At 66.4% G+C, this 18328-nt stretch carries 17 protein-coding genes and 1 pseudogene; 7 read left to right on the top strand and 11 right to left on the bottom strand.

Annotation, left to right across the window (positions count from 1 at the left end; translation table 11 throughout):
* Positions 1-355 precede the first annotated feature (355 nt).
* The 7 genes from ACO1BU_RS23740 to ACO1BU_RS23710 form a co-directional block, all read right to left on the bottom strand.
* Entirely contained in the window at positions 356-1801 is a 1446-nt protein-coding gene (locus tag ACO1BU_RS23740; protein ID WP_424138448.1) for a calcium-binding protein, read from the bottom strand.
* Positions 1802-2331: 530 nt separating this feature from the next.
* Positions 2332-3219, bottom strand: coding sequence for a copper resistance D family protein (locus ACO1BU_RS23735; protein ID WP_424138447.1), 888 nt, complete (start codon positions 3217-3219; stop codon positions 2332-2334).
* Positions 3216-3596, bottom strand: coding sequence for a copper resistance CopC family protein (locus ACO1BU_RS23730; RefSeq protein WP_424138446.1), 381 nt, complete (start codon positions 3594-3596; stop codon positions 3216-3218). The genes ACO1BU_RS23735 and ACO1BU_RS23730 overlap by 4 nt, the downstream gene beginning before the upstream one ends.
* 136 nt (positions 3597-3732) lie before the next feature.
* A complete protein-coding gene (locus ACO1BU_RS23725) occupies positions 3733-3936 on the bottom strand; it encodes a heavy-metal-associated domain-containing protein (RefSeq protein ID WP_424138445.1) in 204 nt (67 codons plus the stop codon).
* A gap of 177 nt (positions 3937-4113) precedes the next feature.
* Complete coding sequence (locus tag ACO1BU_RS23720) at positions 4114-4623, bottom strand: DUF305 domain-containing protein (protein WP_424138444.1); 510 nt, start codon at positions 4621-4623, stop codon at positions 4114-4116.
* A 549-nt stretch (positions 4624-5172) separates the two neighbouring features.
* Complete coding sequence (locus ACO1BU_RS23715) at positions 5173-6543, bottom strand: sensor histidine kinase (RefSeq protein WP_424138443.1); 1371 nt, start codon at positions 6541-6543, stop codon at positions 5173-5175.
* Positions 6531-7265 carry a response regulator gene (locus ACO1BU_RS23710; protein ID WP_424138442.1) on the bottom strand — a complete coding sequence of 245 codons (735 nt, stop codon included), beginning with the start codon at positions 7263-7265 and terminating at the stop codon, positions 6531-6533. The genes ACO1BU_RS23715 and ACO1BU_RS23710 overlap by 13 nt, the downstream gene beginning before the upstream one ends.
* Positions 7266-7891: 626 nt before the next feature.
* On the opposite strand from ACO1BU_RS23710, the gene ACO1BU_RS23705 reads away from it, so the two are divergent.
* Positions 7892-8314 (top strand): hypothetical protein, encoded by a 423-nt coding sequence (locus tag ACO1BU_RS23705; RefSeq protein ID WP_424138441.1) that lies wholly within the window; start codon positions 7892-7894, stop codon positions 8312-8314.
* 49 nt (positions 8315-8363) lie between these two features.
* Here the strand turns inward: ACO1BU_RS23705 and ACO1BU_RS23700 are convergent, their stop codons facing one another.
* Complete coding sequence (locus tag ACO1BU_RS23700; RefSeq protein ID WP_424138440.1) at positions 8364-10676, bottom strand: heavy metal translocating P-type ATPase; 2313 nt, start codon at positions 10674-10676, stop codon at positions 8364-8366.
* 293 nt (positions 10677-10969) lie between these two features.
* On the opposite strand from ACO1BU_RS23700, the gene cueR reads away from it, so the two are divergent.
* From cueR to ACO1BU_RS23685, 3 genes are all read left to right on the top strand, one after another.
* Positions 10970-11362, top strand: a complete 393-nt coding sequence (gene cueR / locus ACO1BU_RS23695) for a Cu(I)-responsive transcriptional regulator (protein ID WP_424138439.1) — start codon at positions 10970-10972, stop codon at positions 11360-11362.
* 95 nt (positions 11363-11457) lie between these two features.
* On the top strand, positions 11458-11925 hold the full coding sequence (locus ACO1BU_RS23690) for a DUF411 domain-containing protein (RefSeq protein ID WP_424138438.1): 468 nt from the start codon (positions 11458-11460) through the stop codon (positions 11923-11925).
* Positions 11926-12026: 101 nt separating this feature from the next.
* On the top strand, positions 12027-12302 hold the full coding sequence (locus ACO1BU_RS23685; RefSeq protein ID WP_424138437.1) for a DUF2933 domain-containing protein: 276 nt from the start codon (positions 12027-12029) through the stop codon (positions 12300-12302).
* An 800-nt stretch (positions 12303-13102) separates the two neighbouring features.
* Here ACO1BU_RS23685 and ACO1BU_RS23680 read toward each other — a convergent pair.
* The gene (locus ACO1BU_RS23680; RefSeq protein WP_424138436.1) at positions 13103-13594 is read right to left on the bottom strand and encodes a fasciclin domain-containing protein; all 492 of its coding nucleotides are present in this window, start codon (positions 13592-13594) and stop codon (positions 13103-13105) included.
* 478 nt (positions 13595-14072) lie between these two features.
* Here ACO1BU_RS23680 and ACO1BU_RS23675 point away from each other — a divergent pair, with 478 nt between their 5' ends.
* On the top strand, positions 14073-14465 hold the full coding sequence (locus tag ACO1BU_RS23675; protein WP_424138435.1) for a FixH family protein: 393 nt from the start codon (positions 14073-14075) through the stop codon (positions 14463-14465).
* Between the two features lie 310 nt (positions 14466-14775).
* Here the strand turns inward: ACO1BU_RS23675 and ACO1BU_RS23670 are convergent, their stop codons facing one another.
* On the bottom strand, positions 14776-14961 hold the full coding sequence (locus ACO1BU_RS23670; protein ID WP_424138434.1) for a DUF1622 domain-containing protein: 186 nt from the start codon (positions 14959-14961) through the stop codon (positions 14776-14778).
* 123 nt (positions 14962-15084) lie between these two features.
* Positions 15085-16141: pseudogene (locus ACO1BU_RS23665) on the bottom strand (IS630 family transposase).
* 688 nt (positions 16142-16829) lie between these two features.
* Here ACO1BU_RS23665 and ACO1BU_RS23660 point away from each other — a divergent pair.
* Both ACO1BU_RS23660 and ACO1BU_RS23655 read left to right on the top strand, forming a co-directional pair.
* Positions 16830-17831 (top strand): DDE-type integrase/transposase/recombinase, encoded by a 1002-nt coding sequence (locus ACO1BU_RS23660; protein WP_424138433.1) that lies wholly within the window; start codon positions 16830-16832, stop codon positions 17829-17831.
* 115 nt (positions 17832-17946) lie between these two features.
* Positions 17947-18328, top strand: a 382-nt coding sequence (locus ACO1BU_RS23655) for an IS110 family transposase (RefSeq protein WP_424138432.1), incomplete at its 3' end; no start/stop codon positions are given.

Below are 18328 nucleotides of genomic sequence, written 5' to 3'. Positions count from 1 at the left end.
CGAGCACACGGTGCGCCAGTGGACAGTGGACACGCGGCGTCGTGACGACGATCTCAGCCAACGTGGCGGCGTGGCTGAAAGACTTGGCGGCATTCAAGTTGGCGCATTCGCTACTGGTGCATGCTGCTGAGCCTTCGCTTCGTGCCAAAGCCGCCTAGCGGCTCGCGACCAATCACCCAGCCTCCCCGGCCGGCTTGGCCGGCCTGCCGTTCTCCGGCCATGACAGGCTAGCGCCGCCTCTGTCTCAACACGCGCTCCGCTGTTCAGCTACGGGAGAGCTCGGATATGAGAGGCTCAATATGCGCCCAGACTGTGGGCTCGCCGTTCTCAGCGAGAACGGCAAGCCCGCGACAGACTAAGTAAACAGGTAATCGGTCTGCGGAGCGGCGGCCGTGACAGCGTGGCGGAAAAGGTATTGGGAACCTTCGTCCGTGATAGATGCATCATTCACGAAGGCACCGTTTGTGCCCTCGTCGGCGTTGAACATGAAGTCGTCCTGCGCCATTTCGCTCTTCGTTAGGCCTTCAAGCAACAGGGACCCAGTTCCCTGATCCGTGGTCCAGCTAACCAGCACTCCGCTGGCCGTGTCGTCCACTTTGAGCTCGTCGGGCGTGATGTCCCTGAGGGCGATGTGGTCGAACGCCCCAGGGCCAGCATCGAACCCGCCCGTGACCGTGTCGTTGCCACTGTCGGGGGACACGATGAAGGCGTCGGCACCATCCCCTCCGTTCAGGACGTCGTCGCCGCGGCCTCCCTCGACCATGTCGTGACCTGCGCCTGCGTAGATGGTGTCCCTACCGTCCTCTCCCATAAGATTGTCGGCCTGGTCGCCACCGAAGAGCTGATCGTCATCGGCCCCGCCCACCAGGTGATCCTGCCCCATGCCGCCGTCCAGGGTGTCGTTTCCGGCATCGCCGGTCAGGTTGTCGTTCTCGGCCGCACCCGAGAGGCGGTCATCTCCTTCGAGACCGAAGTAAAAGTCGCGTACCTCCGAACCTGCGAAGGCGTCTGCCTGCGCTGTGCCGATCTGCACGTTGAATTCATCGAAGTGGATGGTGGTGGCGGGCGTCGTACCGTCGGTGATGTCCGGCGCGGAGAGGTTGAAGCCCTCATCCTTCGCGAAGCTGACTGCGGATACCTGGTCCGCATCGGCGCTGGTGGGCTGGAGAAGATAGCGGTCATCCGCAAACATGAAGTCGTCCTGGGCGAGATCTGCCTTCTGGATACCCGCCAGCAGCACAGAGCCTCCCCCGCCGGCCCAGCTAATCTTCACGCCAGCAGCCGTGTCCTGGAATGTCAGCTCCTCTGGCGTGATATCGCGGAACGCGATGTGATCGAGGATTCCCGGCCCCGGCTGGAAGTCGACGACGATGTCATGACCGCTGGTAGGGTCGACGATGAATGCGTCGCCGCCCAGCCCACCGGAGAGCACGTCATTCCCTGCGCCGCCCTCTAGGTCACCGTGGCCCATTCCTTCGCTGAGGTAGTCTCGCCCGTCCGCCCCCCGAAGCTCGTCGGCGGCATCGCCACCAATCAGGAGGTCGTTGCCTTTGCCTCCATCCATATGATCGATACCCGCACCGCCGACGAGGACGTCGCTTCCGCGACCGCCGAGCAGGTCATCGTTCTGAGCATTGCCGAGGAGGATGTCCGTGTTCGCTCGGCCAAACTGCACGTCCATGGCGTCGGACCCGGAGAAAAAGTCGAAGTGCGCCTGTCCAATGCGCAAGTCATAGTCACCGAACGCTCTCTGGAAATCGCGGCCACTGCTCAGCCCAAAGTGCTGCGGGTTATGTGCCATGACGTTTTCCTTGCACGATGAGGAATGTACCGGCCGGGCAGGATAGGTAGTTCCAAGTCCCCGCAGAGACCGGCCAATGAGAACGGCTCAGTCGAACAGCGGATCACCGTGCAACAAAATGATGTAGTGTCTACCTGTGAACTGAGCGGACAGGGGTATGCGCGAACTTCGTTTAAGCGGCCGCCAGATTCACATAGGACAACGCTGTGAACCGCCAACGGCTGGCGCTGCCATGTACTGGAGTGGAACCCCGAGGCTGCATATGGAAATTGGCCTAAGCGATCACGGCGGCAGATCTACCAGCCGACGCAAGCTCGGACGCGCCCTCCGGGTCTGAATTTGCTGCCACCAAATTCCAGTGAGGATACCCGCATGGCGCTGATGGCACGTCCCCCGGAAGAGCAATAGTAGCCGCTCTGCCTCCCCCGACGCTGCATGCTGCCAGTGAGTGGGGCCGGACTCCGCGGTGCCGCGCCTTCACCACGCCCAGGTCCTGGGCCGGGAGGGGATAGGCGCGGCACCGCTGGAAGCTATCCCTCGCCCTGGGGGCTGGTGGACGTCATCTCGGCCACGGCCCAGAACACCAGGACCATGACGGCGATCTCCCACCCGATGGAGACAGCGAGACGCTTTCCCGCTCCGGGAGTGTCGGCCGCAAGGGCAGGCGTCAGCCGGAAGCGGTGCCATGCCGCAAAGCCGAGCAGGACGCCCACCAGCGCCAGCTTGGTCATCAGAGCCCAGCCATACGCCGTGGTCAGCAGGGTCTCGAGGCTGCCCACGAGAAGCCACGCCAGCAGCGCCCCGGCGAGAACTAGGCCACCCACGAGCCAAGTGGCGGCCCGAGCCCAGCCCTCGACCAGCCATGCCGCCTCCGGACCGCCCCGCTTCGAGGCCAGAGCGAGCGGCCAGAGGCTGCCAGACCAGAAGGAGACCGCAACGAGGTGCATCACCAGGACTGCCGCGAGGAGCCACCGCGGCTGGTGCTGCGTCGTGTGGCCGACGGCTGTGAAGCTGGCTGCAATCGTCAGGATGCCTGCGGCGCCGACGACGAGGCTCGGCTGCCCCATCCAGGTAGCAACCGCCACCGCGAGCAAGCCCGCCCAGGCGATCAGAACGGAGATCCCCGGGCGGGAGGTGACCATCATGTCCCAGACCTCGGCGTCGAACGGATCCCCGTCCGACGCCAAGGCAACCTGCGTTGCCAGCCAGAGTAGGCTGGACGCCAAGCCCAGCGCCACCATGGTCCGGGTCAAGCGACGGCACGAAGCGGCGTCCTGGGGGGTCTGTAGGCGGCTGAAGCCGATGGCAAAGATGCCCAGCCCGGCTGCCCCGAGGCAGGTGACGTAGAAGGCGATGCGCCACGCCGCCGAGAGCGCCCGGTAAAGGTCCGGCTCCGGCCCGAGCAGCTCCAAGATCACCGCGAGGATGTCACGGCGAAGCGCACTGCGCCGCTCATGACATGGCCGTCGCCGCCCATGGCCCGCCACTCGATTCGGTAGGCTCCCGGCGGGAGCGACGAGGGAACGGTCGCGGTCGCGTGGCTCGCTGCCTCCCGCCCGCCCTCACGGCGGATCTGCCGCTCCTTCCCGGCCTCGTCGAGCAGGCGCAGCGACGTCACGCGGCACTCCTCGGTGAACATCAGGTGCAGCGCGCGCGGAGACGAGTTGAGGGTTGCGCCGTCGGCGGGGTCGGAGGAGTGCAGCATCGCATGCGCGGACGCGGCACCGGGGGCCATCAGGACCGCAAAGGCCGCAGCGAGCGCGCCGTTCCGAAGGAAGGCAAATCGTGAAAGCATGGTCTCTCCTGTAGAGGCGATTCCGCGACTGCGATGACGGCGGAAGCCTTGCAGGATGAATAGGCGGGACGCCGCAGTGCGGCAGCGGCAATCGCGCACCAATTTATTTCCGCCGCAGGCCGACGCCCGCCTACCGTCAGCCAGCCGTCCCGGCGGCTTTCCAGCCTGTCGTGTGCAGGGCGCTTCGAAGCGCCTCGCCGCCAAGGCGGCCGCCGTTGACGGAGATCGACTTGTCTTCGAGCCGGACCTCGACCTGTGCCGAAGGGTCGGCTTCCTTCACCACGGCAGTCACGCCCTTGGCGCAGCCTTCGCAGTGCATGTTCTCGACGATGAAGCGCATGGTATTCCCCTTTCCACAACAGTCGCCGAGAGGTGGGGCTTCCCATTGTGGCAAGGTCAAGGGGAGAGACCTGCGCGCCTAGATTCCGGGCGAGCGTCCATGCTCCGGCTCCCGTTACGGGGCGGCCTAGGCAAGAGGGCGAGGGCGTCCGGGGAAGCGGAAGCGTCCGTTCCGACCTCACCGTCCCGTCGTAGCCGCGCTTGCCACCCGCGGCTCCAGGTCCCGCGCCCCCGGAGCGGTCGGATTGCGCTCGAGGTCGGCGATCAGCTGCTTCATCTCCGCAATTTCGCGGACCTGCGCCTCGATAATCTGGTCCGCCAGGCGTCGCACGCGCGGGTCGCGGATATGGGCGCGCTCGCTGGTCATGATGGCGATGGAGTGGTGCGGGATCATGGCCTTCATGTAATCCACGTCACCGACCGTCGCCTGACTGCGAACCAGGAAGAGCGACGCGGCAAACACGACCGCCCCACCGGCGACAATGGCCAGGTTCGCGCGCTTGCTGTGATACATCTTCAGCATGAACAACATCATGATGACGGCCATCGCCCCGCCCATCATGATGGCCATCCACGTCCGCGTCTGGCTGTAGAACACGTGCTCGAATGCGTAGGTGTTCAGGTACATGAGCCCGAACATGGCGACCGTGGACACCAGGATCATCGCGCCGAAGCGGGCGTAGCTCATCGTGGACTCCCTGGGTGCGCGGTTATGCCGCGGCGTGCCGGTGCGCACGACGTGGGGGCCCAAACCTGACGAAGCAGACGGGGAGCCGGGAAAGGGCCAGAGCCGTGGCGGCTCCGAGGCCTGTAACCCGAACCTGGCGAGGCGGTTGCTGCGACGTTCAGGCTTTAAGATTTGCGATTTCCAGCTGATGCTCCTGACTCATCCCTTGCGCCGCCCGCCGCATCTCAGGATCACGCCTATGCTCGGGTTCGACCGGAGCCATGCCGGTGGCCGCTCGGTGGTGCGGCCCTCCGGTGCGCGGACTGCTGGGCAGCACGCTGCGCCGACGAGCGACAGCTCCACGGAATAGGAGGGCCGGAGTCAACGGCCTGAGCCGCATGACCTCATGTCAACATTGGGTTTTGGGTGCTCGTCCCTCCTTGCTGGTCGGAAGGGGGTGTCCGGCGGGTCCGGAAGCCGTCGCCAGGAAGGGAGCGCAGCACCAATACCGGCGTCGTCCCCGGACCGTCTGGCCCTGGCACCCGACGCGGCGACCGGGCGGCCTCCGGATCACATCGTCTTGTTCCCCGGGGTGCCACCGTCGGGGTTCTGCGGCGTGCGGGGAAGCCGGAGGGACACCACGGTTCCCCGCCCCGGCGCGCTTTCGATCCAGAGGTGTCCGCCGTGGCCTTCAACGATGGCCCGAGCCGTCGAGAGGCCGAGGCCGCTGCCGCCTCCCGCCGTTCGCGCCCGATCGCCCCTGAAGAAGGGTTCGGTCACCCGCGGCACGTCCTCCGACGGGATGCCGAGCCCACGGTCGCCGACGCGGACCAGCACCGCATCAGGGAGAGCCTGGACCTCCACCCACGGATCACGCCCGTGCCGGATGGCGTTTGCGAGCAGGTTCGTCACGGCGCGCTTGATGGCCACGCGGCGCCCGGAGATGACCGCCTCATCATCCATCCGCCCCTCCTCGACCGGCGTTCCGGCGTCGGTGAACTCGTCCGCCACGGTGCGAACGAGAGCCGTGACCGCGAGCGGCCGGATGGCTTCGCCAGCATGCCCCCCCCGCAGATAGGCGAGGACATCGGCGACCATGGTCTCCATCTCGGCCAAATCACGGCGGATCGGGTCCCCAACCTCCTCCGGGATATCTTCCGTCCGCAGCCGCAGCCGGGCAATCGGCGACATGAGGTCATGCGAGAGCGCACCCAGCGCCAGGGTCCGTTGGCGGAAGGCGTCGCGTGTGCGGGCTGCCATTTCATCCAGCGCATCAGCGAGTTGGCGTACCTCGCGCGGCCCTGAAGCCGAAAGCGCCGGGGGGTCCTTCTCCAGATCCAGGCGCGACACGGACTTCGCCAGGGCAGCGACCGGCGCGGAGACCGAGTGAACGGCGAAGCCGACCGCCAGGAGCAAGGCGAGGCCGATGGCGGCGGCATAGGCATGCAGCATGCGCTGTTCGGCGGACAGCACGTTGAACGAGGCCAGCTCGACTTCGAGCCATGAGCCGTCCGCGAGGCGCACCACGGCACCGATGCCGATGATGCGGTTCGACGCGGTGTCGCGGCGGCCGGGGTGGACACGCACCTCTCCCGCGAGACTGCTCAGCTCCTTCGTCCGGGCCGCGACCTTCGGCCATTCCGCACCTGAGGGATGCTCGGGGGTCGGCGCCGGGTAACGGCGCCAGTGGACCTCAAGGTCCGGCCGCGACAGCGCATGGGCCACCCGGTCCCGGTCGGCCTCGGGAGCAGCGGACACCGCATCCATCAGGGTAGCCAGCCGCTGGGCCAGCAACTCCTCGGTCCCGCGCTCCACCGCCCGCCGCAGCATGATGTCATGCAGGCCGACCATGGCCGCGAACAGTATGGCGAAGCCAATAGTGAGCGCCGCCAGGGTGCGAGCGGCAAGGGACTGGGGGAGGAGGCGGCTCAACCGGACCACGCCACCGTGGCCGAGAGCATGTAGCCGACACCCCGCACCGTCTTGATTAGACCTGGCTCGCCATCCTCATGGGGACGCGGCCCGAGCTTGGCGCGCAACCGACTGACCTGGACGTCCATCGAACGGTCCAGTCCGCCATAAGGGCGGTTGCGCGCGAGATCCAGGAGCTGGTCGCGCGTCAGGATGCGCTGCGGCCGCTCGATGAAGGCGAGTAGGAGGTCGTACTCGCCGCTGGTCAGCTCGACCGCGACGCCGTCCGGTCGCAGCAGCTCGCGCCGCCGGGTATCCAGCGACCAACCGGCGAAGTGGGCCACTTCGCGAGCCTCGCCCGGCAAGCCGCTCTCGAGGGCGCCCACGCGCCGGAGGACGGCTCGGATGCGGGCGATCAACTCCGCAGGGTCGGCGGGCTTCACGACGAAGTCGTCCGCGCCGAGCTCCAGCCCCACGACGCGGTCCGTTGCCTCTCGGAGCGCCGTGAGAATGATGACCGGCACACGTCCCCCGGCCCGAACCTCCCGGCACAGTTCGAACCCAGACCGGCCGGGCAGCATAACGTCGAGCAGAACGAGATCGACCTGCGCGGAGCAGAGGAGGCGGCGCATCTCCACCCCGTCCCGGGCGCCGCTCGCGCGGAAACCGCTGCGGCGGAGCAGGGAGAGCAGGAGCTTGCGCAGTTCCTCGTCATCCTCGACGACCAGGATGTGCCGTCCTTCTCCGGACATGGGAGGCAACTCAACCGGCGAAAGGGCGTGCGGTCCGCCGGTGCCGGACCGCTCAGTCAACGCACTGATCCGGAGCACCCGGTGCCCACCGACTCCTGCTCCGCCGCCAGTTGAAGCTCGAGCGGCAACCCCCGCCCGCCTCTCGTCCCGGCCGGGGTAGCGCCCGGAACAGCGGATGCGGTGTCGGCAGCGACGACAACGGCCAGCAACTTGCGCTGCAACAGCGAAACCTCAGCCATTTCCAAGAACTCCTCTCCAACTTCCGTGGTCACAGGCACGCCCGCGTGCAGACATGCGTATTCGGGCCGTCCTACTCGGACGACCGGCCAGGCAACGAATCCCTGCCTCTGATATCCACGCTGGCGTCACCATCATCAATCGTGTCCGGCACGCCGCAATAAAACGTAAGAAATGACCCTGCCCCAGGCGGCGACGGCACGGACCGGGGAGTGTAGACTACTGCCACGCTTCGCGCCGACGGAGCGCCACGAACGTGGCTCGCCGACGGACCAACCCGCGCGTGCCGACCAGTCCAGGTCTGCCGCCGGTGGAGGCATCCCGCCGAACACGGGAGCTCTGTTCTGCTGGCCAGCCCGGTTCGGCGCGGCTCGGAAAAAGGAGGAAGCATGATCGCCGCTTCTCATCGCAACTGGACCGCACGCTTCGTCGTGGGCCTCGGCTTGGTGCTCTCGGCAGCTGCCTGCGCACCGCAGGGTGCGACGCCGCAGGCCTCAGCTCCCCCGGCACCCCAAATGTCTCTGCAGCCCGCGGTTCAGACCGCCGCACCGCCCGGCGGTGGCATGCAGGGCATGGGCCACTCGAGCATGCCCGGCATGAACCATTCCAACATGCAGGGCATGTCCGGCATGCAGGGGCACAACATGTCGGGCATGAGCATGCAAGACATGATGGCCCACTGCTCGCAGATGCAGACGGATGCGCGCCGCGGGGCGACGATGTCCCCCGACATGCAGGCGATGATGGCGCAGTGTAGCCAGATGCAGCCGCAAGGCGGCACCTCGTCCGGTGGCGGCGCTCACCGCCACTGAAACGGCTGGGATGGGGACGTGACCGTCCCCATCCCTCAAGGCGCTGGCTTCAAAGGCGCACTGTCCGCAGTCGCAGCGCATTGCCGATCACCGAGACGGAACTCAAAGCCATGGCCAACGCGGCGACAATTGGGCTGAGCAGGAGGCCCAGGAAAGAGTAGAGCACACCTGCCGCGAGCGGAACGCCCAGCACGTTGTAGACGAAGGCGAGGAACAGGTTCTGCCGGATGTTGCGCATGGTCGCCCGGCTCAACGCCCGCGCCCGCGCGATGCCCGCGAGGTCGCCCTTCACCAGCGTCACGCCCGCACTCTGCATCGCTACGTCAGTGCCTGTTCCCATGGCGATGCCCACGTCAGCCTCGGCAAGCGCCGGAGCGTCGTTTACACCGTCGCCCGCCATGGCGACGACTTTCCCCTTGGCGCGGAGCTCCCGGACGATGCGGTGTTTATCCTCGGGCAGCACGTCGCCCTGGAATTCGTCGATTCCGAGCTTCCGCGCGACCGCCTCGGCAGTGATGCGGTTGTCGCCCGTCAGCATGATGATGTGGATGCCGTCGGCCCGAAGGCTTTGCAGCGCGGCGGGCGTGGTCTGCTTGACGGGGTCGGCCACCGCGACGACGCCGCCCGGTTTGCCGTCCACGGCAAGGAAAAGCGCCGTGCCGCCCTCGCGCCGCAGCTCGTCCGCCTTGGCCGCGAGGTTACCCAATTCCACCCCGAGCTCCTGCATGAGCCGTGCGTTGCCAAGCGCGACGCGGCGCCCGTCCACCGCGCCGGTCACGCCCTTGCCGGTAACGGAGGCGAAGTCCGCCGGTTCCCCGAAGGCCATGCCGCGTTCCTTGGCCGCCGTCACGACGGCGGCCGCAAGCGGGTGCTCGCTCGACCGCTCCAGGCTGGCGGCCAGCGGCAGAACCTCGGCCTCGGTCAGCCCCGGCGCCGGGACCACGGCCACGACCTTGGGTTTGCCCTCGGTCAGCGTGCCGGTCTTGTCTACGACCAGGGTGTCCACCTTCTCCATGTGCTCGAGCGCCTCGGCCGACTTGATGAGCACGCCTGCTCCGGCCCCCTTGCCGACGCCGACCATGATCGACATCGGGGTCGCCAGGCCGAGCGCGCAGGGGCAGGCGATGATGAGCACCGAGACAGCGGCGATCAGCCCGTAGGAGAGCGCGGGGGACGGTCCCCAGACCGCCCAGGCGATGAAGGCGACCGCCGCGATGGCGATGACCGCGGGCACGAAGTAGCCGGACACGGTGTCGGCCATGCGCTGGATGGGCGCCCGGCTGCGCTGGGCCTCGGCGACCATGGCCACGATGCGCGACAGCATGGTGTCGGAGCCGACCTTGTCCGCCCGCATGACCAGCGAGCCGGTGCCGTTGACCGTGCCGCCGATGACCTTGGAGCCGGGCGCCTTTTCCACGGGCAGGGATTCGCCAGTGACCATGGACTCGTCCACAGCACCACCCCCCTCCTGGATCTCGCCGTCTACCGGCACGCTCTCGCCCGGCCGCACCCGCAGCCGGTCGCCGACCTGGACGTCGGCCAGCGGGATCTCCTCATCCTCGCCGTTCTCCTTGAGGCGCCGGGCGGTCTTGGGCGCCATGTTGAGCAGGGCGCGGATGGCGCCGCCAGTCTGCTCCCGGGCACGCAATTCCAGCACCTGGCCGAGCAGCACGAGCACGGTGATGACCGCGGCCGCCTCGAAGTAGACGGCGACCGTGCCATCCATGCCCCGGAAGCCCTCGGGGAAAATGCTGGGCGCGAAGGTCGCGACCAGGCTGTAGAGGTAGGCGGCGCCGGTCCCGAGGGCGATCAGGCTGAACATGTTCAGGCTGCGGTTCACCACCGACTGCCAGCCGCGAACGAAGAACGGCCATCCCGCCCAGAGCACGACCGGCGTCCCCAACAGGAATTGGATCCAGACGGACATCCTGGGCGACACTAGCTGGTGCAGGCCAAGCCCGGGGATGTGGGCGCCCATCTCCAGGATGACCACGGGCACGGTCAGCGCCAGCCCGATCCAGAACCGCCGGGTCATGTCGGCCAGCTCGTGGTTCGGAGCGGCGTCGGCCGTCACTTCCAGCGGCTCCAGCGCCATCCCGCAGATTGGGCAGTTGCCCGGCTCCTGCTGCCGAATCTGGGGATGCATGGGGCAGGTGTAGATGGCGCCCTTGGGAGCCGTGACGGCTTGGGCTGCCGTCTTGGGCCTGAGGTATTTCTCGGGGTCAGCCTCGAACTTCGACCGGCAACCGGCGGAGCAGAAGTGGAACGTCGTCCCGCCATGCTCCAGCCGGTGCGTCGAAGTGGCCGGATCCACCTTCATCCCGCAGACTGGATCGGTGACACGACCGTCATCGGCGATCATGGTCGGATGATCGTGGCCGTGGCCCGATCCATGATGATGTGCGTGCCCGTGACTGGAGTGCTGCCCGCTCATCCTTGATCCCCGCTGTGACCCGCGTGGCGCGAGTCCGTGTTTCCGTCAGAAGACTCGTAAGGTGGTGCTTCCCACTATGGGAGGGTCAAGAGCTCTCCCACTCGTTAAATGGCCAAGTGTGGCGGCAAGAACCTCCTGCAGACAGAGCTTGACATTCCCACCGTGGGAGGACCGACGGTCCTGTCGTTGTCGGGGCCCCGAGTCCTGCAGTGGAGGTCGTCATGAACATCGGACAGACAGCGAAGGCGTCCGGCGTCTCGGCGAAGATGCTCAGGTACTATGAAAGCATAGGCCTACTCACGAAAGCGGCTCGAACTGAAACCGGTTACCGCGTCTACTCGGCGAGGGACGTGAACACGCTGCGCTTCGTCCGGAGAGCGCGCGACCTTGGGCTTCCGCTCGAACGCATCAAGCAGCTCATCGGCCTATGGCAGGACGAGGACCGGGCGAGCGCGGACGTGAAGCGGATTGCGACCGAGCATGTGGCCGAGCTCAGGGCCAAGATCGCCGAGATGACCCAGATGTGCGAGGCGCTGGAAAAGATGGCTGAGGCCTGCCATGGCGACCATCGGCCAGAGTGCCCCATTCTCGACGAGATCGCCGAGGGACCATAGAGCCACGCCGCTCCACACCGAGCGGACGGAGATGCAGAGGCGCAGCATCGAGCGCTGACTGCTAGAACACGCCGAACCTTGCAAGGAAGCATGTGATGAGCGGAACATTCCTTCTGATTCCGGGAAGCAGGCGATCCATCCTTCGATTGGCGCTGGCCGCGGCGATGCTGCCGGTCGGCATGGCTAAAGCGGCCCAAAGGCTGAAGCTTGAGATGTGGAAGGATCCGAGCTGCGGCTGCTGCGAGGGCTGGGTCAGCCACATGCGGGCCGCAGGCTTCGAGGCCACCGTGCATGACATTGCCGATCTCCGGGCGGTCAAGGCCGCCAACGGCGTGCCGGATGCTCTCCAGTCCTGCCACACGGCCACTATCGGGAGCTACGTGATCGAGGGGCATGTTCCAGCTCCCGATGTGCGCCGTCTGCTCGCCGAACGCCCGCGCGCCAAAGGACTGGCCGCGCCTGGCATGCCGCCGTCCTCGCCGGGAATGGACATTCCGGGCACACCCTACGAGGTTGTCCTCTTTGGCGCGTCCGGCGGCGACCGCCTCTGGGCACGGCACTGAGCACGGCGCAGTAGAGCAACACCACCCAGGTTTGACCCAGGTCAAGGCGGCTTGCCGTGCCTCCCGCCAAGGTCGTGGAAGACGAGGCAAGGAGCGTCATGATGCACGGTCTTTCTCAATTGTCCTGGTGGCGCAGCAAGGGCGGTATCACCGTGATCGGCTTCGGCCTGATCATCGCATTCTATGTGCTCCGTGAACATTACGAGCACGCCCTTGGCGCACTCCCGTATCTTCTCCTACTCGCCTGCCCTCTGATGCACTTGTTCATGCACCATGGGCACGGCGCGCATCAGGGGCCGAGCGAGACTGCATCTGAATCCGCGCGCGAGAGCGAGGCGCCACGCGGCGCGCCTTCCTCCGGCGCCCAGCTCCAATAAGCCATCGAGCGATGGTGCGGATTGGCTTCATGGCTTAACCTAAGCGAGCGATAGCCATTGTGGATGGCCGCGATGACCTGTTGCTGGGCATGCGGGTATCGAGTGGGTGACCGAAGGGCTGCAGATCCCCGGGGTTCTCATGGATGTCCGGGATGCGCAGCTTCGGTTTCCAAAGAAGCCGTTGCCCGCTCCCTTGGAGTTATGCCGCTGCTCGGTGGTGGAGTAGACCACGGCCTCCAGGGGATATCCCTCTAGGCGGCGCCAGGGCTCCTTCGCGGATCTCTGTCACAATCTGCCGGCGGCTGCGACGGACGGAGCGGAGGTTCTTCAACCGCACTTCCCGGGGAGACCAACTCCGGCATGTGGTGCCCGAATCTTCATCCAGCCGGTTAGGTGCGGTGTCATCGTATCGGACGCGCTCTTCCTTGCCCTCCAGACCTCAAGAGGAAGCGAAGCGCTGCGCGCCGTGGCCCTGAATCCGCCGAACTAGATACCGTAATCGGGTCGGCCGGCAACGGAAGCAAGTTTTAAATTCGCTTGCTGTCCACGCAACCTGCCTCTGCACCGACGGCCGACTGGATCGGGCCACAAGGTGCCGTAATGCAGCGGGAGCTAGCTTCAACACGTATGCCTTCCCCTGGCGCGCCTCCCCATGGAGTGGCACGCCCCGATGCTGTCGAGACCGGGGCTCTGGCCAGATGTGGGGCAAATGAGGTTATGCGTGCTGGCGGCTGCAGCCGATGCCCTGAACGGACCTGCTGCACCCGCCAGTAGTTGAGGGGATTGGGGCAGGCTGCCGGTCAGTTCAGGGTAAGCACCCCGTTCAGGCGGTGAACGATGCCGTTCGACACCCGGCTGTTGTCCAGAACGCCGATGCCGTTGATGGTGACCCCCCCGGACCTTCCACCTTCACCGCCTTCCTGGATCTGACGCTCAAAGCGTACGTTGGCGCCCGAGAGCATCTGTTCGCTACGCGGCCCCGAACCGGACACGAGGCTCTCCTCACGCGTATGCTGCGCCACGTGGGAGAGAACCAGGCGCTGCAGTTCGGGCTGCGGCGCGCGATCCACTGCCTCCCGATGCGCATACGGGTGCTGCCTAAACGCGCCGTCAGTCGGCGCATAGATGGCAAAGGGCCCAGGACCAGAGAGACGCTCGGTCAAGCCGCTGCGCTCAATGATGCGAGCAAAGATGTTCAGGTCATTCTGGTTGCGGATGAACTCGACGGCATTCTGCGCCTGCGCAGCCGAAGCCGAGAGCCATCCCGCCACCACAACCGCTGCGACCGCCACGCCTCGGGCAAAAGACATTGCACTCTCCTATACTTGCTATCTTTGGAACCCCCGACTGCGCGGGATCATGCGATTCGGGTTGAAAAAACTAGGGTCCTGCACTGGCATCTTGTCAACGCACCTATGTCCGAACAGGCCGCCGCTGCAATAAATCGTTGTAAGCCTGTAATCCTTCTAGCGATGTTAAACTTCGGCCCGTCCGTACATTCTGGCCGCTACGGTTTTCCGAAGTTCACGCTCGATTCAGCACTCATCGAGAGACAAGGTCGGCGGCGCCATCTTCGAAATCCGGAGAGGAAGGCGCTTAGCCGTTGATGACTGTTCGGCTCCGCGCTTGACGCGGACGAAGGATCAATGTTTCTGACATCTAACAATGAGGAATCGCACGGTCACACATCGTTTGGTCGCCCGATACCGGGGCAAGCTCTGAACCTGTCTGGAGTAGCCAATGCGAAATGTCGTGCTTCGCACTGCCGCCATGGCGATTGCCATCGTTGCCGCGGGCTGTGCTTCACCTACCGAGAAAACTGCGGACAACTACCGCTTCGAAGTCCTTGATTCCCAGGTTCGACGAGGTCCCGACGCCCAGCTTCGGGTGCGCTTGGTCAAGCTGCCGGAAGGCCAGCCGGTGAGTGGCGCCACCGTTTACGAACACCGCTTCGACATGTTCATGTCCGGCTACAAGATTTCATCCTGGACGATGACCGAGGGTTCCAACCCGCCGCCGGTGATTGCGGTCGACGAGGGTAACGGTGTCTACCGAGTACATGCGCAACTGCCCATGGCTGGCGCATGGACTGCGACCCTCGCAGCTCGTGTGCCGGGCGAGACTTTGCCGGTCCGAAGCACAGTCCGAGTGAGCGTAAACTGACTGCGTAGGCGGCGGGCGGCGCGCCCGGAGGACGATTCCATGGAAGCGGAGGAGCCCGCCCCGGCCGTCTCGGGGTCTCCTCCACGTGGTCCGGTCTTAGTGCGCCGCTCCACGGCGGAGCAGCTGGGTGCAGAGGAGTGCTCAATTCGAGTTGACGTTGTCGGGCCCCGAGAGAGATGCGGCAGTCTTCCCCGGCGCCGAATTGAGCGGCGTCCCCGCGCCATCCAGGAGTGAAGTGTCGCACGCTCCCCCGGTGTGCCGGGCCGCGGGGCTTGACGACGCCATGGCCAAGTGCCCTCAATCTCGACGCTCAGGAAGGTTCGGATGAGAACCACCAGCCCCAGCGCACCCAGGTTCTCGAGGGGGGCGATGCTGCGGCCGTTCCAAGGATGTCTGCCGCCGCCAGCAGTTCCGCCCCGAGCAGAACGGCGCGCCCGAGATCCGCCCGGTAAGCGGGTAGCCGAGTGAAACAGCCGCCACCGCCGTGGCCATGCACATGAACCGCAATGTGGCAGACAGCGAAACGAGGGGATGGCGCCCACGCCAGCCTCCCCGAACCGCGATGCCGCCCATCGGACCACTGCGTCGAGCACGGCGGGCTTATACCAAGTCCCGCTGATCAGGACCCATGCGCCCAGTCGCGCGTTCCGATGGACATGATGCGCCAGGGCTGGTCGGTGAGCTTGTTCCACGCGTGGCAGCAATGGTCGACGATGTCGTCGTAGGATCGAAAGATCCGGTTCGAGAGCCAGTTCTCGCGCATGAACTGCCAGATGTTTTCGACCGGGTTGAGTTCAGGGCACTTCGGCGGCAGCGGGACGAGGGTGATGTTGGGCGGAACGACGAGCCGCTTGGACAGGTGCCATCCCGCTTGATCGAGCAGGAGCACGGCATGTGCACTGGGCGCCACCGCGGCTGCGATCTCGGCGAGGTGCAGGGTCATGGCGGCGACGTTGCAGTGGGGCAGCACCAGAGCCGCACCCTTGCCCGCCTTTGGGCAGATCGCGCCGAAGAGGTAGGTCGAGGCGGTGCGCTGATCCTGTGGCGCCGCGGGCCGGGTACCGCGCCTGGCCCAGCGCCGGGTGAGTTTGTTCTTCTGCCCACCCTGGCCTCGTCGGCGAACCAGACCTCTACGGCGCCGGGATCGACGCCCTTCTCGCGGGCGACCTCCTCCAGGACGGCGGGGAAGGTCTTTTAAAAAGCGCGATCGCCCCCTCGGCCTGGGCGTGATGGCGCGGCCGAGCGGAGAGTTTGCGCCAGCCCAGGGCGCGCAGCTCTCGGCTCAAGGTCTGCTTGGCCACCGAGACCTGGAACTCCTCCCAGAGCCATTGGCACAGATCGATCAGGCGCCAGCGCACCACGCCGTGGATGGCCGGCGTCGGGCCGCTCTCAAGCATCGCCGCCAGCGCCGTCCGGTGGGTGTCGTTCAAGCGCGACGGCTGGCCTGGCGCCTTGCGGTCGACCAAACCGGCCGGCCCCTCGGCGTTGAACCGGACCACCCAGTCCCGCACGATCTGTAGGGTCACCCCGCCGATCCGGGCCGCCTCGCTGCGGGGTGCCCCGTCGTAGACCGCAGCCAAGGCCAGCAGCCGGCGGGCCTGGGCTGCGTCCCTCGTCCGACGGGCCGCAGATCGCAGACCAGCCGCGTCGAAATCAGCCCGGAGCGGAATGGGCATGGCGAACCTCCCAGGATCGCCATGTTGAATCAGATCAGCGACACCAAGGGAATCCCAGAGGAGTCGCCCTCTCCGGGACTTGGTATTAACCCCGCTCGCGGCGCACGTCGTGTACGGTGGTGCCACGCTCCTCCTCGGCATCGGCAGCCACTCCCGCCGACACAGCATAGCGGGGTTGCCGTCCAACCCACCGCCCAGCGTTGGCGCGCGGTTCCCAGCCCGACCCGCACTTGCTCGAGTGCCCCTGATGAGCCTTCCTCAGGTAGATCGACCGAAGGCCAAGGAGGCGTAGCAGCGGCTCAAGGCGCTGCCGCATTGCCCGCTGCTTGCCAGCGAGCCATCACGAAATCCCGTCAGGTGCGCGCTCCGAAGACAGTTGCCAGCGCCGGAGCCGCGGATGGGCGCCCGTGTTCACGCCAGCTTACGGCGAGCCCCGGCTTTTCTTCTCACCACCCGGAGTGCCCTCCAGGTCACGCGGCCGCGGGCCGTGAGCGGGGAACAGCTTCGCCTGCAGCTGCGGCCCAGCGCGTCCCTCCGTCCCTCCCGCTCCAGCAGGTGTTGCAGCCGCGTGCCGAAGCCTAGCTGTCAGGTCGCGGAACATTGTTGGGATCCGGTGAGCCTGGCCATTGTAGACTATGCGGGTCGCTTCGAGCGCCTGAAGGGCACCGTGCCGGGAGGAAGGTGAGCCATGCTCCAGATCCACCCCAATGCCCGTACCACCCCCGCCGTCCGGGCTGAGATCGCCCGCTCCTCCGAGCCCTCGGGTGTCCTGGCCCGCCGCTTCGGGGTGAGCAGCGAGACCATCCGCAAGTGGCGCAAGCGAGGACCTGCGGACTGCCTGGATCATTCTGCCCGGCCGCACAAGCTGCCCTGGAAGACGACCGAGGAGGAGCGCGCGGTGGTCTGCGCCCTGCGGGAGAGCACCCACTTCGCCCTCGACGACCTCACCTTCGTGGTGACCCACTTCTTGCCGCACCTGAACCGCGACAGCATCTGGCGGATCCTCCGCGCCGAGGGGCTGAGCCGCAGGCGTCCTCCCACCTCTGACCGGCCCGTCCGGGGCAAGGGCACCTTCCGGGATTACGACCTCGGCTTCATTCACATCGACATCAAGCACCTGCCGAAGCTGCAGACCGCCAACGGCGAGCGCCGCAAGCGCTACCTCTATGTCGCCATCGACCGCCGGTCCCGCTCCGTCCACCTGGCCGTCAAGGATGACGAGACCGAGCGCAGCGCCATCGCCTTTCTGCGCGAGGCAGCCAAGGCCTTCCCCTTCCGCCTTACCCACGTGCTGACCGACAACGGCAGCTGCTTCACACCCGCCTTCGCCCGGGTCTGCGCCGAGCTCGGCGCGGAGTACCGCCATACAAGGCCCTACTCGCCCCAGACGAATGGCATGGTGGAGAGGTTCAACGGCCGGGTGGGCAGCGAGGTGCTCGGCATCACCATCTGGTCCCACGCCCAACTCGAGCAGCTGCTCCGGGGCTTCAACGCCGCCTATAATGCCCGCCGACAGCGCGTCCTCGACGGCAGGACGCCCGACCAGGTCGTCAAGGAGCGCCTCCGGGCGCGACGAAAGCTCGCCAGACCCAAACCTGAGACACCCGAAGGTCGAGCCGGCCCAGAGGACATCGCCCTCGCATGCCTCATCGCTGAGGATGCCAAGGAGGTCTCACAACCAGACACCTAGATGCCGTAATGGGCCGGCCGCCTGGGCTTGGGCGGTAGGGCGGCTGTCCCTCAGAGTGATGGTGTGTGGAACGGGGTCCGAACGGGTCGGCCCCAGGCATCATCGAGGGACAGCCATGGAGTACTATGCCGGGATCGACGTATCGCTGAAAGACAGCAGCGTGTGCGTGGTGGATGGCGGCGGCAAGATCGTGCGCGAGGCCAAGGTTGCGAGCGAGCCGGAGGCGCTGATCGCCTGGTTTGGCGGCCTCGGCCTGGAGGTGGCGCGGATCGGGCTGGAGGCCGGTCCCTTGTCGCAATGGCTCCATGCCGGGCTGAGCGAGGCGGGGTTTGAGGCGGTGCTGCTCGAAACCCGCCACGTGAAGGCGGCGCTTTCGGCCATGACGGTGAAGACCGATCGGAAGGATGCACGCGGCATCGCCCAGCTGCTTCGGATGGGCTGGTACCGCCCGGTGCATCGGAAGTCGCCCGGGGCCCAGGAGGTGCGCGCGCTGCTGG

It is taken from the genome of Roseomonas chloroacetimidivorans (genome assembly GCF_049629625.1).
In the GTDB taxonomy this organism is placed as follows: domain Bacteria; phylum Pseudomonadota; class Alphaproteobacteria; order Acetobacterales; family Acetobacteraceae; genus Roseomonas; species Roseomonas chloroacetimidivorans.
Note: the sequence above shows the minus strand (reverse complement) of the source record. Positions and strands in the feature narration are given on the sequence as shown.

Excerpts from the sequence above, each read along its gene's own strand:
- ACO1BU_RS23740 (WP_424138448.1), bottom strand. The coding sequence starts at position 1,801 with ATGGCACATAACCCGCAGCACTTTGGGCTGAGCAGTGGCCGCGATTTC.
- ACO1BU_RS23730 (WP_424138446.1), bottom strand. The coding sequence starts at position 3,596 with ATGCTTTCACGATTTGCCTTCCTTCGGAACGGCGCGCTCGCTGCGGCC.
- ACO1BU_RS23725 (WP_424138445.1), bottom strand. The coding sequence starts at position 3,936 with ATGCGCTTCATCGTCGAGAACATGCACTGCGAAGGCTGCGCCAAGGGC.
- ACO1BU_RS23720 (WP_424138444.1), bottom strand. The coding sequence starts at position 4,623 with ATGAGCTACGCCCGCTTCGGCGCGATGATCCTGGTGTCCACGGTCGCC.
- ACO1BU_RS23710 (WP_424138442.1), bottom strand. The coding sequence starts at position 7,265 with ATGTCCGGAGAAGGACGGCACATCCTGGTCGTCGAGGATGACGAGGAA.
- ACO1BU_RS23705 (WP_424138441.1), top strand. The coding sequence starts at position 7,892 with ATGATCGCCGCTTCTCATCGCAACTGGACCGCACGCTTCGTCGTGGGC.
- ACO1BU_RS23700 (WP_424138440.1), bottom strand. The coding sequence starts at position 10,676 with ATGATCGCCGATGACGGTCGTGTCACCGATCCAGTCTGCGGGATGAAG.
- cueR (WP_424138439.1), top strand. The coding sequence starts at position 10,970 with ATGAACATCGGACAGACAGCGAAGGCGTCCGGCGTCTCGGCGAAGATG.
- ACO1BU_RS23690 (WP_424138438.1), top strand. The coding sequence starts at position 11,458 with ATGAGCGGAACATTCCTTCTGATTCCGGGAAGCAGGCGATCCATCCTT.
- ACO1BU_RS23685 (WP_424138437.1), top strand. The coding sequence starts at position 12,027 with ATGCACGGTCTTTCTCAATTGTCCTGGTGGCGCAGCAAGGGCGGTATC.
- ACO1BU_RS23675 (WP_424138435.1), top strand. The coding sequence starts at position 14,073 with ATGGCGATTGCCATCGTTGCCGCGGGCTGTGCTTCACCTACCGAGAAA.
- ACO1BU_RS23660 (WP_424138433.1), top strand. The coding sequence starts at position 16,830 with ATGCTCCAGATCCACCCCAATGCCCGTACCACCCCCGCCGTCCGGGCT.